The following is a 13,685-nucleotide window of genomic DNA, read 5'->3' as shown; positions in this document are numbered from 1 at the left end:
TCCCCCGAGGTATTTGACCAAGATGAAAGCGGTCAGAAGCGGATTTCGATCGCGCTTTCCCCCAGCGACACCGACAGGGCGCGTCCGGCGCGGGCGGTGGCGGCGGGCAGCAGGGCGAATTGCACCTCGGCCGCGCTGAAATGGGCGTCCAGGACCGGCGAGGTGATGGATTGCCACAGCACCTCGTTCGCCGAAACCCGCGGGCCAGTGCCCGACAGGTGCCAGCGCGGCCCGTCCTGCGTGACGCTGATCGTGCCGCCCCGGGGCAGCGCGGTTTCCAGGCACAGCACCAACAGCAGCGCCAGTTTCGCGTCGGCGCGGTTCAGATCGTCGCCCAATGTCTGTTCCACCGCGATCCGCCCGCCGGTGAAGCTGTCGCGCAGGATCGAGGTCAGCTCGGTCCGGGCGATCTTTTGGGTGCGGTCGGCGGCACCGAAGGCCACGCGATAGAACCGCACGCGGGCATTGGCGTTGGCGACGCTTTGGTGGATCAGCGACAGTTCTTCGGATCCGGCCTGACCCGGTTGGGCCATGCCCAGCAGTTCCAGACCATTGCCGATGGCCCCCAGAGGGCTGATAAGGTCGTGACAGATTCGCGAGCCGACCAAAGCTGTCAGATCGGGGCCGGAAGTGCTCATGATGTGATGGATCCCTTGAAGAAATGGATGAAAGTCTTGAGTGACCTGAATGCAATGCTGGAGCCGGGCATGTTCGTGCGCCACCCGCGCGAGGCGGATTGGGGGCTGGGCCAGGTGCAATCGAACATCAACGGACGGATCACCGTCAATTTCGAACACCAGGGCAAGGTGGTGATCGACGGGGCGCAGGTTGAGCTCATACCGGTTTTCGACTCCTGAACAGATGCGCGGCTTCCCCATCCGTAGTGCGATCATCCTTAACGGGGGGTTAATACCCGTCAACCGGGCAGTGCAGTTGCAATTTGCCGCGCCGCTGCCTAGAAGCCTTCGAACGCATGGGGCGCAATCGGAACCGTTGTTTCGCAGATGATCGTCGAAGACAGGCAGTTTCAGGTCCGGCTGGCCGATGGAGAGGCCGACCTGCGGGCGGCGCAGAGGTTGCGCTATGAGGTGTTCGTGGCCGAACTGGGCGGCGATGGCCCGATGGTGGATCACGATGCCCGGATCGAGGCTGACGCCTTCGACGACCATTACGATCACCTGTTGCTGATCGATCCCGATGGCCCGCGGGAGTTGGACGGCGTTGTCGGCGTCTATCGCCTGTTGCCGGGCGACAAGGCCGCCGTGCTGGGCCGGTTCTATAGCGAGGATGAATACGATCTGAGCGTGCTGAAATCCGGCGGGCGCAAGCTGCTGGAGCTGGGCCGGTCGTGCCTGCATGCCGATTATCGCGGCGGCATGGCGATGCATCACATGTGGACCGGGCTGGCCGATTACGTTCTGGAACGCGGGATCGAGGTGCTGTTCGGCGTGGCCTCGTTCCACGGGACCGATCCGGTGGCGCTGGAACAGCCGCTGGCGTTTTTGCATCACAACCACCTGGCGCCGCCCGATCTGCGGGTGCGGGCGCTGGAGGCGCATTTCCAGCCGATGGACCTGATCCCCGCCGATGCGGTGGACCGCAAGGCGGCAATGCTGGCCACGCCCGCGTTGATCAAGGCCTATCTGCGGCTGGGCGGGTTCGTGGGCGAGGGGGCGTTTATCGACCATGCCTTCAACACCATCGACGTTTGCCTGGTAATGGATACCGCGCGGATGAATGCCAAATCGCGCGCCCGTTATACCGGGGGGCGGGCGGGGTGACCCAAGATTGGGAAGCGGCCCGGCCCGATCCCGTGCCGATCGGCGCGGCGGGCTGGCTGCGCGTGCTGTGGCGTGGCGGGCTGCTGGGAACACTGACCTTCGGCTGCCTGGCGCTATTGCTGCTGGTGCGGCTGATCGAACGGCCGCTGTTCGGCCTGCGCCGCCCGGTGACGCCGCATATCACGCAGTTTGTCTGTCGCAATGCGTTCCGCATCCTGCGCATGCCCTATCGGACGACGGGCGAGCTGATGCGCGGCCCAGGCGCAGTGGTGGCCAACCATGCCAGCTGGCTGGATATCTTTACCCTGAATGCGCGCAAGCGGATCTATTTCGTGTCCAAGGCCGAGGTCGCGGCCTGGCCCGGCATCGGCTGGCTGGCGCGCGCCACGGGCACGGTGTTCATCAACCGCGACCGGCGCGAGGCGCGGGCCCAGAAACAGCTGTTCGAGGATCGCCTGCATGCCGGTCACAAGCTGCTGTTCTTCCCCGAGGGGACATCGACCGACGGTATCCGGGTTCTGCCGTTCAAATCGACGCTGTTCGCGGCATTCTTTGCCGACGGCTTGCGGCAGGAAATGCAGGTGCAGCCGGTCACCGTGATCTATCGTGCGCCAGCGGGCGCGGATGCGCGGTTCTATGGCTGGTGGGGCGACATGGATTTCGGCAGCCACCTGCTCAAGGTGCTGGCCGCGCCGCGGCAGGGGGCGGTCGAGGTCGTCTATCATCCGCCCGTCGCGGTTGCGGACTTCCCGGAGCGCAAGGCGCTGGCGGCGCATTGCGAGGATGCGGTGCGGCGCGGGATGGATGCCGCGCGGCTTATCCCGTCAGAACCGCGCTGACCTTCAGCGCGCGGGTGGTCGAGCCGTCGACCTTGAGCTTGCCGGTCATGAAGGCGGTGACGGGGTTCTGCGTGCCCTCGGCAATCGCGCGGAACGTGTCCTCGCTCGCGGTCAGGGTGACATCGGCGGCATCGTCACCGGCGCGCGCGCCCTCTTCGGTCAGGATCAGGCTGCCCTCGCCCGGCAGGACCAGCTTGGCGCTGCCCCTGATCTGGCCACGGGCGCGGGGGTCCAGGAAATCGATCATGCGGGAAACGGCGTCTGACATGCGGGGCTCCTCCGGCTGGGTCCCTTTTGGCGTGGCGGATGCGGACCGTTGACGCAAGCCGGACGTGGCGGCACCGGCGCTCAGCCCATGGCCGCGATCAGCGCGCCAAGCGCCGCCGCCGGATCGTCGGCGCCCCAGATCTCGTCCCCGATGCCGAAGAAATCGGTGACCGGCGCCAGTTGCGCCACGCTTTCCACCGACAGCGCCCCTTCGGCGACCACCGGCACCTCGATCATCTCGGACCACCAGGCGAACAGCGCGGGTTCGGCCACCGCCCCATCGCCGAGCGCCGTGGCGCCCACCGGCCCGAAGCTGACATAATCCACCCCGGCCTCGCCCGCGTTCATCCCGTCATGGCGTGAGGCGCCGCAGAACGCCCCCACGATGGCATCGGCGCCCAGCTCCTTGCGGACCTTGCGGACCGAACGTGCGCCATCGGTCAGATGTACGCCGTCCAGCCCCAGCCGTTCCACAAGCTGCACATGTTCCTCGATCGCGATGGCGATGTCGCGGGCATGGGCCACGGCACGCAGCGCATCGGCGGCGCGCGACACGCGGTCCTCGTCCCGGCTGGCCATCGAAAGGCGCAGACAGGCGATCTCGTGCGCGTCCAGCACCCGCGCCAACCGATCGGGGAAGGACGACAATTCGAATTCCGGCGGGGTGATCAGGTAAATCTGCGGACGCTCGATCTCGGCCATTGCAGGGCTCTCCTTTCTGCGCTTCCCGCCCCTATAGCCGGGTTTTTTCCGCTTGACCATCGGCGGCGGTTGCGGCGCCGAACCCGACCGGCGCTTCATTGTTCACGAAATACTCCGGGGGAGTCGCCCAAGGGGCGACGGGGGCAGCGCCCCCGCCATGCTTGCCGATCCGCGCAGGTCCGCGTATCACCCGCGCAACGATCACAGCAAGGACATGCCGACGTGAGCGATCAGGACTGGACCGGCCCGCAACCCGCCTTCGTGCTGGTGCGCCCGCAGATGGGGGAAAATATCGGCGGTGCGGCGCGCGCGATGTGGAATTTCGGCCTGGACCGGATGCGCATCGTCGACCCGCGCGATGGCTGGCCGAACCAGAAGGCGGTCGCGATGGCCAGCGGCGCGGGCCGGCTGCTGGATGCGGCGGGACTTTTCGAGACGACGGGCGCGGCGCTGGCCGATTGCGATTACGTCTATGCCACGACCGCCCGGGCGCGCGGGCTGACGAAACCCGTGGTCAGCCCCGAACGCGCCATGGAACAGTCCCGCGCCATGATCGCCGAGGGGCGCAAGGTCGCGGTGCTGTTCGGCCCCGAACGGGCGGGGCTGGAAAACGACGATATCGCGCGGGCCAATGCGATCATCTCGGTCCCGGTGAACCCCGATTTCGCCTCGCTCAACCTGGCGCAATGCGTGTTGCTGACCGCCTATGAATGGCGGCGCCAGACGACCCAGGTTGTGCCCGAGGTGGTGGAGATGGCCAAGACCGAGTTTGCCAACGCGACCGAGATCGAGAAGCTGGGCGATCATTTCGAAGAGCGGCTGGACGTGGCGGGGTTCTTTTTCCCCCAGACCAAGGCCGAAGGGATGAAGCTGAACCTGCGCAACATGTGGAGCCGGATGCCCCTGACCCGGGCCGATGTGCAGATCCTGCACGGGATGCTGCGCCAGATGGTGCGCTGGAAGGAACGCGGGGATTAGGGGGCGCTGCCCCCGTCGCCCGACCGGGCGACTCCCCCGAGGTATTTGGGCCAAGATGAAGGGGGCGCGGCGCTTGGTCCGGGTTGACGCGCCGGGCAAACGTATCAGTATGTGCCGCGCCGTGGCGACCGGAAGGACAGACGCATGAGCCAGAAACGCAGTATTTTTGAAGAGGTCGGGGCCGAGAAAGCCCAAGTCCCGCCCACGCCGCAGGCGGGGGGGATCGACCGGGCGCGCCGGGGGGCGCGGGGGGCGATCCGTGTCTGGCTGATGGTGGTGTTTGCGCTGGTCGTCGCGATGATCCTGGTGGGCGGGTTGACCCGGCTGACCGATAGCGGTTTGTCGATCACCGAATGGAAGCCCGTGACCGGGGCGCTTCCGCCGCTGTCGGCGGCCGATTGGCAGGTGGAGTTCGATAAGTACAAGCAGATCCCGGAATACCAGTTGCAGAACCACCAGATGACGCTGGCAGAGTTCAAGTCGATCTATTGGTGGGAATGGGGTCATCGGCAGCTGGGCCGGGTGATCGGGCTGGTCTGGGCCGTCGGGTTCCTGTTTTTCTGGCTCACCAAGCGGATCCCGGTGGGCTGGACCGGGCGGCTTCTGGGGCTGGGCGTGCTGGGCGGTTTGCAGGGTGCGATCGGTTGGTGGATGGTCAGCTCGGGCCTGGGGGGCGAGATGCTGGATGTGGCATCTTACCGGCTGGCCACGCATCTGGGGCTGGCCTTTGCCATTCTGGGGCTGATCGCGTGGTACGTGTTCCTGTTGGCGCGGCCCGAGGCGGCGCTGATGCAGGCCCGGCGCGGGCGCGAGGCGAAGCTGTTTTCGATGTCGACCGGGGTGATGCATCTGGCGTTCCTGCAGATCCTGCTGGGGGCGTTGGTGGCCGGGATCGATGCCGGGCGGAACTATATCGACTGGCCGCTGATGGCGGGGGGCTTTCTGCCGCCCGAGCCGCTGGGGCTGAGCCCGCTTTGGCGCAACTTTTTCGAGAATGACGGGCTGGTGCAGTTCATGCATCGGATGGCGGGCTATCTGCTGTTCATCTTCGGGATCGTGACCTGGCGGCGGGCGCGCAAGAGCGGCAATCGCGCGACCAGGACGGCATTCGACTGGATGGCGGCGCTGCTGTTCGGGCAGGTGGTTCTGGGGATCGTGACGGTGATGAACTCGGCCCAATGGCATATCGCGATCACCCACCAGCTGGGTGCGGTGGTGCTGTGGGTGCTGATCCTGCGGGCGCGGTTCCTGGCGCAATATCCGATGGCGCAATCTGTACGGGGGGCGGCATGACTGCATTTGATGCGCTGATGGCTCATCAGCACGAGACCGAGGCGCTGGCCGAGATCTCGGGGCGGCTGGGCTGGGACCAGGAAACCATGATGCCGCGCGGTGCCGCCGATCAGCGGGCCGAGGAGATGGCCGCGCTGGAGGCGGTTCTGCACCGTCGCCGCACCGATCCGCGCTTGGCCGACTGGCTGGCGGCCATCGACGACGCGGGGCTGGACCCGGTGGCGCAGGCCAAACTGCGGCTGATCCGGCGCAGCCATGCGCGCAACACCAAGATCCCCGAGGCGCTGGCCAGCGCGTTGGCCCGCGTGACCAGCCGGGCGCAGGGCATCTGGGCCGAGGCGCGGGCCGAAGGCGACGTGGCGAAGTTCCTGCCGGTTCTGGCCGAGGTGCTGCGCCTGAAGCGCGAGGAGGCCGCCGCGCTGGCCGGGGATGGCGATCTTTATGACGCGCTGCTGGACGATTACGAGCCGGGCGCCAAGGCGGCCGATATTGCCGCGATCTTCGACCGGATGCGGCTGCGGCTGGTGGCCCTGCGCGAGCGGGTGATGGGCGCGGCGATGACCCCGCCCGCGTTGCAGGGCCATTTCCCCGAGGCCGCGCAGCTGGCACTGGCGCGCGAGGTCGCGGGGCGCTTCGGCTATGACTTCGCCCACGGGCGGATCGACAAGGCGGTGCATCCGTTCTCCAGCGGCTCGGCCGCGGATGTGCGGATCACCACGCGGGTGGATGAACGCGATCCACTGAATTGCCTGTATTCGACAATCCACGAGGTCGGGCATGGCTGTTACGAGCAGAATATCGACGCCGCCTATCGCCTGACGCCGCTGGGTCATGGCGTGTCGATGGGCGTGCATGAAAGCCAAAGCCGGATCTATGAAAACCAGCTGGGCCGCAGCCGCGCCTTTACCGGGTTCCTGTTCGACCGCATGGGCGATGTGTTCGGGGACGCGGGCGCGGCGGATGCCGATGCGTTCTATGCCGCGATCAACCGCGTGCATGCGGGCTTCATCCGGACCGAGGCCGACGAGGTGCATTACAACCTGCACATCATGATGCGCTTCGATCTGGAGCGCGCGCTAGTCGCGGGCGATTTGCAGGTCGCGGATCTGGAGGCGGCGTGGAACGACCGCTTTGCCCGCGATTTCGGCGCGGTGGTTGACCGGCCCGCGCATGGCGTGCTGCAGGATGTGCATTGGTCGGTGGGGCTTTTCGGCTATTTCCCGACCTATGCGCTGGGCAACCTTTATGCCGGGTGCCTGATGCAGGCGCTGCGCGGGGCGGTGCCGGATCTGGATGCGCAACTGGCGGCGGGCGATCTGGGCCCCGCGACGGGTTGGCTGCGGGACAACCTGCAAGTTCATGGCGGGCTTTACGAGCCGGTCGAGGTCATCACCCGCGCCTGTGGCTTTGCGCCGGACGAGGGGCCGCTGATGGATTACCTCGACGCGAAATTCGGGGCGCTTTACGGTCTTTGAACCGGGCCGGGGAGGGGACAGTGGAGCTGAAGATGGACGTGGGCGCGCTGGAGGCGTTTCTGGCGCGGGAATTTCCGCAGGTCAGCGATGATTTCGCCATCGAGGCCGTCGGCCCGATGACGTGCCGCATGCGGCTGAAAGTGGCGGATCGGCATTTGCGGCCGGGCGGCACCGTGTCGGGCCCGTCGATGTTTGCGCTGGCGGATGTGGCAATCTATCTGGCGATCCTGGCGATGATCGGGCCGCAGGCGCTGGCGGTGACCACCAATTGTGCCATCGATTTCATGCGCAAGCCCGCCGCCGATGCGGACCTGATCGCCGAGGCGCGGCTTTTGAAGCTGGGCCGCGTGCTGGCCGTTGGGGATGTGCTGATCCGCTCGGACGGGATGGAGGCGCCGGTGGCGCGCGCCTCGATGACCTATTCCGTGCCGCCGAAATGATCGGCGGCGGGGGGCTGTCTGCCCCCCGCACCCCCCGAGAGTATTTTGCCCAAGAAGAAGGGCGTTACGGGATCAGCCGTTCCACATAGCGCGGCAGGGCGAAGGCGCCCTGGTGAATTGCGGGTGTATAGTAATCGGTTTCGAACCCGGCAGCGGCGAAGCGCGATTGCAGCTCTGCCAGCGGGGTCTGGCGCGCGTCGCCATCGGTGCCCCAGCCAAAGGCCATCGGCCCGCCCGCATAGGTGGGGATCGTCGCCATGTAGCAGGTCGCATCCGAGAAGAGCGCCTGAAACGCGCGCATGGTGTTGGTCAGTTCGTCACCCTGCATGAAGGGCACGCCGTTCTGGGTGACCAGGATGCCGCCCGGGGTCAGGGCGCGTTTTGCGTGACCGTAGAACGTGTCGGTGAACAGGACCTCGCCCGGGCCGATCGGATCGGTGGAGTCGACGATGATCACGTCGAACCGGTCGGTGGTTTCGCGCATATAGAGCGCGCCGTCATTGATGACGAGGGTCAGGCGCGGGTCGTCGAAGGCGCCGTTCGACAGGGTGGGCAGGTATTCCTTGGAAAATGCCACCACGCCCGCGTCGATTTCCACCATGGTGATGTGTTCGACGGTGGGGTGGCGCAGCACCTCGCGCGCCATGCCGCCGTCGCCGCCGCCGATGATCAGCACGCGTTTGGCCGCCCCATGGGCCAGGATCGGCACATGGGTCAGCATCTCGTGATAGATGAAATTGTCGCCCTCGGTCGTCTGCACCACATCGTCCAGCGTCAGGACACGCCCGAACGTGCCGTTCTGGAACACTTTCAGGCGCTGATGGTCTGTTTCGCTGTCATAAAGCATCTCATCGATGCGCAGCGCCTGGGCATAGTCGGGATGCAGTTTCTCGCGGACCCAATCGGTCATGCGGCCACGCCCGCGTCGCTGACCACGCCTTCGCCGCGCAGCAGTTCGTTCACGCGCACATCGGCGGTGCCGAAGGCCTGTTTCAGCACATCGACCGCCAGCCAGGGCTTGGCATCGCCGCACATGAACACGTCGAACGCGCCGTAGCCGATTTCCGGCCAGGTGTGGACCGAGATATGGCTTTCGGCCAGCACGGCCACGCCGCTGACGCCCTGGGGCGAGAATTTATGCGTGTGGATGTGCAGCAGCGTCGCGCCGCAGACATCAACGCAGTCGCGGAACGCCTGCTGGATGCGGGCCTCGTCATCCAGACCGTGGCCATTCACGACCTCGATGATCAGATGCGTGCCGGCAAATACCGACCCATCGCGACGGATGAAGTGGTCTTCACGCTCATCGTCGAACAGATCGCGGGCAATAGCGGTGTCTTCGTTCGCGGCTTGCAGACCGCGGGCGGTGTCTTCCTCTTGGGCGCCTGTCTCCAGACCGATCCCCAGTTGGAAGAGGTTGGCGTCCGTCATGGCGCTCCCCTTCGTTCCAGTAGATTGAATCCAGTCGGTCCCTTAGCGCCCCCCCAGAAAGACATCCGAAGTTGGGATCGGTTCCGATCGTGCCGTGGCATCTAAGGGTGGGAGGTGACTCGCGCAAGTATTTTTCTGATGCAGCCGCAGAAAATCTGCAAAAGCTGTGGTTTTGGCCTGTGCCGGATCGTATTGGTACAATATGCGTGACAGGCGCGAATGTGTCGCCTGCATCGGGCGTAATTGTATGGGTTTAGTGGGGCGCCAAAAGGGACCGGGGCACATCACCCCGGCCCAGTATCATCCTAACAGGCGGGGATCAGCCTTGCCAGAATGGCCGGCGGGATTCCTTTAGGGCCTCGCCGGGTTCCAGACCAATGTCCTTCAGAAGATGGTCATCGAGATAACGCAATTCCTGTCGCGTCTTGCGGCGATCATGCCAGGTGGCGACGGTCTTCGCGCCCATTGCCACGATCTGGAAAAAGGTCACAGATTTGCGGCCTGCAAGGAAGTGCAGTTTCGAGGTGGACGGTGATTTGACCTGTGCCATCGGAGATCTCCCTTCGAAATGTATTGACACAATTTAGGAATTTGGTGTAATTGACTGATACAAATTCGGGTCATGTCAGTCTACGGGAATATTGTATTGGGTACAATTTGGGTGCCGGAGCTGCCGGACGGGCAGGGCAGCAAGTACAAGGCGCTGGCAGCGGCGACGCGGGCCGCCATTGCCGACGGGACGCTGACGGTCGGTCAGAAGCTGCCGCCGGTGCGCGATCTGGCGTGGGAGCTGAAGATCACGCCCGGCACCGTTGCGCGGGCCTATACGCTTCTGACCGATGAGGGCGTGCTTGAGGCCGCCGTGGGGCGGGGCACTTTCGTGGCCGAACTTGCGCCGGCCGGGGGCGCGGTGGTGCGTCCGGCGACGGTCTGGCGGGCCACAGCTGTCGAAAGCGAAGAGGTGAACCTTTATTCGCCGAACCTGCCCGATGCGGGGCAGGGGGCGCTGATCCAGGAGGTGATGATCCGCGTGGCGCAGGATCCGCCCTCGGGCTTTCTGAATTATCCCGCGCGGGCCAAGACGGTTGATGCGCGGCGCGCGATCATCGGCTGGCTGGGGCAAACGCCGCTGGGCAGTTATGACGAGAACCACATCGTCCTGAGCCATGGCGGGCAGAACGCGATCGCGCTGGTCCTGCAGGCGGTGCTGAGCGGGGCCGAGCCGGTGGTGCTGACCGAGGATCTGACCTATCCGGGGTTTCGGCGGGTGGCCGATCTGTTGCGGGCGCGCACCGTGTCGGTGCCGATGGACGCGCACGGGCTGATCCCCGAGGCGCTGGAGGCCGCCGCGCGCGAACACGGGGCGCAGGTCCTGTGTACGTCGCCCGAGGTGCATAACCCCACGGCGGGGTTCACCCCCCACGAACGGCGCCAGGAGCTGGCCGATGTCGCGCGGCGCTGCGACCTGCAGGTGATCGAGGATGACTGCTATCGCATGAGCGAGGCGCGCGCGCCCAGCTATCGGATGCTGCTGCCAGAGCGGGGGTGGTATGTCAGCTCAATCTCGAAAACCATCACGCCGGCCTTGCGGATGGGCTTTGCGATTGCCCCGGATGGCCGGCAATCGGCGCTGCGGCGCGCGGCCGAACACAGCTATTTCGGTCTGGCCACGCCGCTGGTCGACATGATGACCGCCATTCTGACCGACCCGCGCCTGCCGGGGATCACCGAAAAGGTCTGTGCGGGCATATCGGACTACATGCGGATGGCGGTGAACATTCTGGGCAGTTACGAGGTCACATGGCGCGCGGATGTGCCGTTCCTGTGGCTGACCCTGCCGCCGGGCTGGCGCGCCGGGGTATTCTGTCAGGCGGCCGAGGGCGCGGGCGTCAAGATCCGCCCTGCCGAAGAGTTCGCCGCGCGGGATGCACGGGCCCCGCATGCGGTGCGCCTGGCGATCAATGCCCAGGTCACGCCCGCCAGCTTCGAGGCCGCGATGGGGCGGCTGCGGGTGCTGTTGGACAATCCGCCAGAGCGGATCAGCGTCTGAGTCTTTGGGGTATTATGATACCTATTTTTCAAGCCATTGAAATTGCTTAATAATTGCGGAATAAACGTCGTTGACTGGGATTTCGGGCTGTATATAAACGCGCAATCGAATTCGGGCGGCGCGGCCGCCTCACTCTAATCTAAGGTCTAACGACGATGAAAACCTTCTCTGCAACGCCTGCAGACATCGACAAGAAGTGGATCCTGATCGACGCCGAAGGCGTGGTTCTGGGCCGTCTTGCCTCGATCGTCGCCATGCGCCTGCGTGGCAAACACAAAGCTTCGTTCACGCCGCACATGGATATGGGCGACAACGTGATCATCATCAACGCCGACAAGGTCCAGCTGACCGGCAAGAAGCGTGATGACAAGAACTATTACTGGCACACCGGCCATCCCGGCGGGATCAAGTCGCGCACCGCGCGTCAGATCATCGAAGGCGCCCACCCCGAACGTGTGGTGACCCAGGCCGTCAAGCGCATGCTGCCGGGCAACCGCCTGAGCCGCCAGCAGATGACCAACCTGCGCGTCTATGCCGGTGCCGAGCACCCGCATGAGGCCCAGAGCCCTGAAGTGCTGGACGTCAAGTCCATGAACAAGAAGAACACCCGGAGCTGACAATGGCTGAAGAAATCAAATCCCTCGACGAGCTGAACGCCGTCGCTGGCGGTGCCGAGGCCGTGGTCGCCGAGATCGCAGCCCCCCGCGAACCCGTTCGTGACGAGCTGGGCCGGTCCTATGCCACCGGCAAGCGGAAAGACGCGGTTGCCCGCGTGTGGATCAAGCCGGGCTCCGGAAAGGTCACCGTCAACGGCAAGGAAATGGACGCCTATTTCGCGCGCCCCGTGCTGCAGATGATCCTGCGCCAGCCCTTCACTGTGGCCGGTGTCGAAGATCAGTTCGACGTGAACGCCACCGTCAAGGGCGGCGGTCTGTCGGGCCAGGCCGGTGCGGTCAAGCACGGCATCTCGAAAGCGCTGCAGCTTTACGATCCGTCGCTGCGTGGTGCCCTGAAAGCCGCGGGCTTCCTGACCCGTGACGCCCGCGTCGTGGAACGCAAGAAGTTCGGCCGCCGCAAGGCCCGCCGCAGCTTCCAGTTCTCGAAGCGCTAAGGCATTCGCCATACCGATCTTGCGAAGGGCTGCCCGTTGGGCGGCCCTTTGTTTAGTTCGGGGTCAGTTCGTCAGCAGTCGTGCGCTTGGTTTCGAAATCACCATGCGCGCGGTTTTGCTATAGCGATGCGGCTTGACAAAAAGTTCCGGAAACAGGGCCATCAACTCGTCCCGCATCTGGTCGATCATTGCATCCAGTCCGGTTTCGCCGGGGAAGAAGCTTTCGCATGGTGCACCCTCGGCCAGGATGACCTGGTGCCGATCGAAAAGGATGTGGACATATGTGACCCAGCCCCCGTGAATGCGTGTGATCGTGTCGCCGTTGATCAACTGACACGCCGGGACAAGGATTTCGTCCTCGCCGAAAAGAAGCTGCGCTTTCCATCCGCCGATAAGGATGCGGTGCTGGGCGGAAACGCGCAAGGGTCGACTGTTTCCAACGGTGCCTGTGGAAAAATGCACCGGCGCCAGAGCACCCCTTGCCAGCACTCTTCTTTGGCCGACCCACCGTACGGGTTGCGGACCGCCGTCCACCGTATCAACCAGATCGCCGGGTGCCAGATCCCCGATGCGGCGAAGGCCTTGCGAGGTTTGGACACGGGTTTCGGCGCAGAAGCAGACGACTGGAGGAAATGAAAGCTCGAATCCACTGCCGGGGTTGGGGTTGCTGTTGCCTGTACCGTCTGCGGTGGCCCAGTTGTTGGTGTCGGAAATGGAATCGATCAGTGCCTGACGTGTAATTGGATCGGGAAGGCCCGCATCTGCGGTATATTCCATGTAGTCTTCGTCGCCATCAATGATGATTGCACCGTTCGATGTCGTCAGGCCGGTTCCGCTGAGGTTCGGGGTCTGATTGGCGTTTCCGTCTGCCTCGTTCGCGATGACGCCGATGAAGTTGGTTGGTGTGACGTCATCCCCAACCCGCGACCCCTGAAATGCCCAGAACATCTCATTCTGAGTAGCGATTTGATAGCCGCCCTGAATGTAATCGACACTGCCACCACTGTCGAAGGTGACCGTGTCGGCAACGGGGTCCATGTCGATGGTGACGACTGTGCCCACGGGAATTCCGGCGGCGGGCACAGTCCATTCGAATAACTGTTCGCTGCCGTTGAAGCTGGTGCCTGTCCACTCGTCGTCTGTGAAATAGATGACCTCGCCCGGTTGCAATGGGACAGTTGTCACAAACGCGATATCTTCGCTATCGGCATCCCAGCCGATGAACATCAGGTCACCGGGATTCAGTGGCATCGCGTTTCGTCAGCTCCGAATAAGTTTGGCCTGTCTTCCATGTCGTTCGCTCAAGATGTTCTAATGT

At 64.7% G+C, this 13,685-nt stretch carries 17 protein-coding genes; 10 read left to right on the top strand and 7 right to left on the bottom strand.

Annotation, left to right across the window (positions count from 1 at the left end):
• Window positions 1-32 precede the first annotated feature (32 nt).
• A complete protein-coding gene (locus tag CLM60_RS18060; protein WP_095590475.1) occupies window positions 33-638 on the bottom strand; it encodes a histidine phosphotransferase family protein in 606 nt (201 codons plus the stop codon).
• Between the two features lie 36 nt (window positions 639-674).
• Here CLM60_RS18060 and CLM60_RS18055 point away from each other — a divergent pair, with 36 nt between their 5' ends.
• The 3 genes from CLM60_RS18055 (at window position 675) to olsA (ending at window position 2,620) form a co-directional block, all read left to right on the top strand.
• Window positions 675-857 (top strand): DUF3553 domain-containing protein, encoded by a 183-nt coding sequence (locus tag CLM60_RS18055; RefSeq protein ID WP_036561941.1) that lies wholly within the window; start codon window positions 675-677, stop codon window positions 855-857.
• Between the two features lie 147 nt (window positions 858-1,004).
• Window positions 1,005-1,781 (top strand): L-ornithine N(alpha)-acyltransferase, encoded by a 777-nt coding sequence (gene olsB / locus CLM60_RS18050; protein WP_095590474.1) that lies wholly within the window; start codon window positions 1,005-1,007, stop codon window positions 1,779-1,781.
• Window positions 1,778-2,620 (top strand): lyso-ornithine lipid O-acyltransferase, encoded by an 843-nt coding sequence (gene olsA, locus CLM60_RS18045; RefSeq protein WP_095590473.1) that lies wholly within the window; start codon window positions 1,778-1,780, stop codon window positions 2,618-2,620. The genes olsB and olsA overlap by 4 nt, the downstream gene beginning before the upstream one ends.
• On the opposite strand, the gene CLM60_RS18040 is transcribed toward olsA, so the two are convergent.
• Together CLM60_RS18040 and CLM60_RS18035 are read right to left on the bottom strand one after the other, a co-directional pair.
• Window positions 2,598-2,888 (bottom strand): SCP2 sterol-binding domain-containing protein, encoded by a 291-nt coding sequence (locus CLM60_RS18040; protein WP_095590472.1) that lies wholly within the window; start codon window positions 2,886-2,888, stop codon window positions 2,598-2,600. The two genes, olsA and CLM60_RS18040, sit on opposite strands and share 23 nt — an antisense overlap.
• 80 nt (window positions 2,889-2,968) lie before the next feature.
• Window positions 2,969-3,589 carry a thiamine phosphate synthase gene (locus CLM60_RS18035; RefSeq protein WP_095590471.1) on the bottom strand — a complete coding sequence of 207 codons (621 nt, stop codon included), beginning with the start codon at window positions 3,587-3,589 and terminating at the stop codon, window positions 2,969-2,971.
• Window positions 3,590-3,811: 222 nt separating this feature from the next.
• Here CLM60_RS18035 and CLM60_RS18030 point away from each other — a divergent pair, with 222 nt between their 5' ends.
• The 4 genes from CLM60_RS18030 (at window position 3,812) to CLM60_RS18015 (ending at window position 7,775) form a co-directional block, all read left to right on the top strand.
• Window positions 3,812-4,567 carry an RNA methyltransferase gene (locus CLM60_RS18030; RefSeq protein WP_281256714.1) on the top strand — a complete coding sequence of 252 codons (756 nt, stop codon included), beginning with the start codon at window positions 3,812-3,814 and terminating at the stop codon, window positions 4,565-4,567.
• Window positions 4,568-4,711: 144 nt separating this feature from the next.
• Window positions 4,712-5,860 carry a heme A synthase gene (ctaA, locus tag CLM60_RS18025; RefSeq protein ID WP_095590470.1) on the top strand — a complete coding sequence of 383 codons (1,149 nt, stop codon included), beginning with the start codon at window positions 4,712-4,714 and terminating at the stop codon, window positions 5,858-5,860.
• Window positions 5,857-7,335, top strand: a complete 1,479-nt coding sequence (locus tag CLM60_RS18020) for a carboxypeptidase M32 (RefSeq protein ID WP_095590469.1) — start codon at window positions 5,857-5,859, stop codon at window positions 7,333-7,335. The genes ctaA and CLM60_RS18020 overlap by 4 nt, the downstream gene beginning before the upstream one ends.
• A gap of 32 nt (window positions 7,336-7,367) precedes the next feature.
• Window positions 7,368-7,775: a PaaI family thioesterase gene (locus CLM60_RS18015; RefSeq protein WP_095590772.1), complete on the top strand. Its 408-nt coding sequence runs from the start codon at window positions 7,368-7,370 to the stop codon at window positions 7,773-7,775.
• Between the two features lie 64 nt (window positions 7,776-7,839).
• On the opposite strand, the gene speE is transcribed toward CLM60_RS18015, so the two are convergent.
• From speE to CLM60_RS21015, 3 genes are all read right to left on the bottom strand, one after another.
• Window positions 7,840-8,685: a polyamine aminopropyltransferase gene (speE, locus tag CLM60_RS18010; protein WP_095590468.1), complete on the bottom strand. Its 846-nt coding sequence runs from the start codon at window positions 8,683-8,685 to the stop codon at window positions 7,840-7,842.
• Window positions 8,682-9,206, bottom strand: coding sequence for an adenosylmethionine decarboxylase (gene speD / locus CLM60_RS18005; RefSeq protein ID WP_095590467.1), 525 nt, complete (start codon window positions 9,204-9,206; stop codon window positions 8,682-8,684). Before speD ends, speE begins: the two co-directional genes overlap by 4 nt.
• 319 nt (window positions 9,207-9,525) lie before the next feature.
• Window positions 9,526-9,756, bottom strand: a complete 231-nt coding sequence (locus CLM60_RS21015) for a DUF1127 domain-containing protein (RefSeq protein WP_176473923.1) — start codon at window positions 9,754-9,756, stop codon at window positions 9,526-9,528.
• A gap of 96 nt (window positions 9,757-9,852) precedes the next feature.
• Between CLM60_RS21015 and CLM60_RS17995 the strand changes: the two genes are divergently transcribed.
• The 3 genes from CLM60_RS17995 (at window position 9,853) to rpsI (ending at window position 12,367) form a co-directional block, all read left to right on the top strand.
• Entirely contained in the window at window positions 9,853-11,256 is a 1,404-nt protein-coding gene (locus CLM60_RS17995; RefSeq protein ID WP_095590466.1) for an aminotransferase-like domain-containing protein, read from the top strand.
• A gap of 155 nt (window positions 11,257-11,411) precedes the next feature.
• Complete coding sequence (gene rplM, locus CLM60_RS17990) at window positions 11,412-11,873, top strand: 50S ribosomal protein L13 (RefSeq protein WP_095590465.1); 462 nt, start codon at window positions 11,412-11,414, stop codon at window positions 11,871-11,873.
• A 2-nt stretch (window positions 11,874-11,875) separates the two neighbouring features.
• On the top strand, window positions 11,876-12,367 hold the full coding sequence (gene rpsI, locus CLM60_RS17985) for a 30S ribosomal protein S9 (protein ID WP_036557933.1): 492 nt from the start codon (window positions 11,876-11,878) through the stop codon (window positions 12,365-12,367).
• Between the two features lie 63 nt (window positions 12,368-12,430).
• Here the strand turns inward: rpsI and CLM60_RS17980 are convergent, their stop codons facing one another.
• Entirely contained in the window at window positions 12,431-13,618 is a 1,188-nt protein-coding gene (locus CLM60_RS17980; protein ID WP_095590464.1) for a Hint domain-containing protein, read from the bottom strand.
• Window positions 13,619-13,685 lie beyond the last annotated feature (67 nt).

The organism is Actibacterium ureilyticum, assembly GCF_002285435.1.
Taxonomy (GTDB): Bacteria; Pseudomonadota; Alphaproteobacteria; order Rhodobacterales; family Rhodobacteraceae; genus Actibacterium_C; species Actibacterium_C ureilyticum.
Note: the sequence above shows the minus strand (reverse complement) of the source record. Positions and strands in the feature narration are given on the sequence as shown.

Bases quoted from the DNA above. Each gene is read 5' to 3' on its own strand.
- CLM60_RS18060 (WP_095590475.1), bottom strand. From the start codon at position 638: ATGAGCACTTCCGGCCCCGATCTGACAGCTTTGGTCGGCTCGCGAATC.
- olsB (WP_095590474.1), top strand. From the start codon at position 1,005: ATGATCGTCGAAGACAGGCAGTTTCAGGTCCGGCTGGCCGATGGAGAG.
- CLM60_RS18040 (WP_095590472.1), bottom strand. From the start codon at position 2,888: ATGTCAGACGCCGTTTCCCGCATGATCGATTTCCTGGACCCCCGCGCC.
- CLM60_RS18035 (WP_095590471.1), bottom strand. From the start codon at position 3,589: ATGGCCGAGATCGAGCGTCCGCAGATTTACCTGATCACCCCGCCGGAA.
- ctaA (WP_095590470.1), top strand. From the start codon at position 4,712: ATGAGCCAGAAACGCAGTATTTTTGAAGAGGTCGGGGCCGAGAAAGCC.
- CLM60_RS18020 (WP_095590469.1), top strand. From the start codon at position 5,857: ATGACTGCATTTGATGCGCTGATGGCTCATCAGCACGAGACCGAGGCG.
- CLM60_RS18015 (WP_095590772.1), top strand. From the start codon at position 7,368: ATGGACGTGGGCGCGCTGGAGGCGTTTCTGGCGCGGGAATTTCCGCAG.
- speE (WP_095590468.1), bottom strand. From the start codon at position 8,685: ATGACCGATTGGGTCCGCGAGAAACTGCATCCCGACTATGCCCAGGCG.
- speD (WP_095590467.1), bottom strand. From the start codon at position 9,206: ATGACGGACGCCAACCTCTTCCAACTGGGGATCGGTCTGGAGACAGGC.
- CLM60_RS21015 (WP_176473923.1), bottom strand. From the start codon at position 9,756: ATGGCACAGGTCAAATCACCGTCCACCTCGAAACTGCACTTCCTTGCA.
- rplM (WP_095590465.1), top strand. From the start codon at position 11,412: ATGAAAACCTTCTCTGCAACGCCTGCAGACATCGACAAGAAGTGGATC.
- rpsI (WP_036557933.1), top strand. From the start codon at position 11,876: ATGGCTGAAGAAATCAAATCCCTCGACGAGCTGAACGCCGTCGCTGGC.
- CLM60_RS17980 (WP_095590464.1), bottom strand. From the start codon at position 13,618: ATGCCACTGAATCCCGGTGACCTGATGTTCATCGGCTGGGATGCCGAT.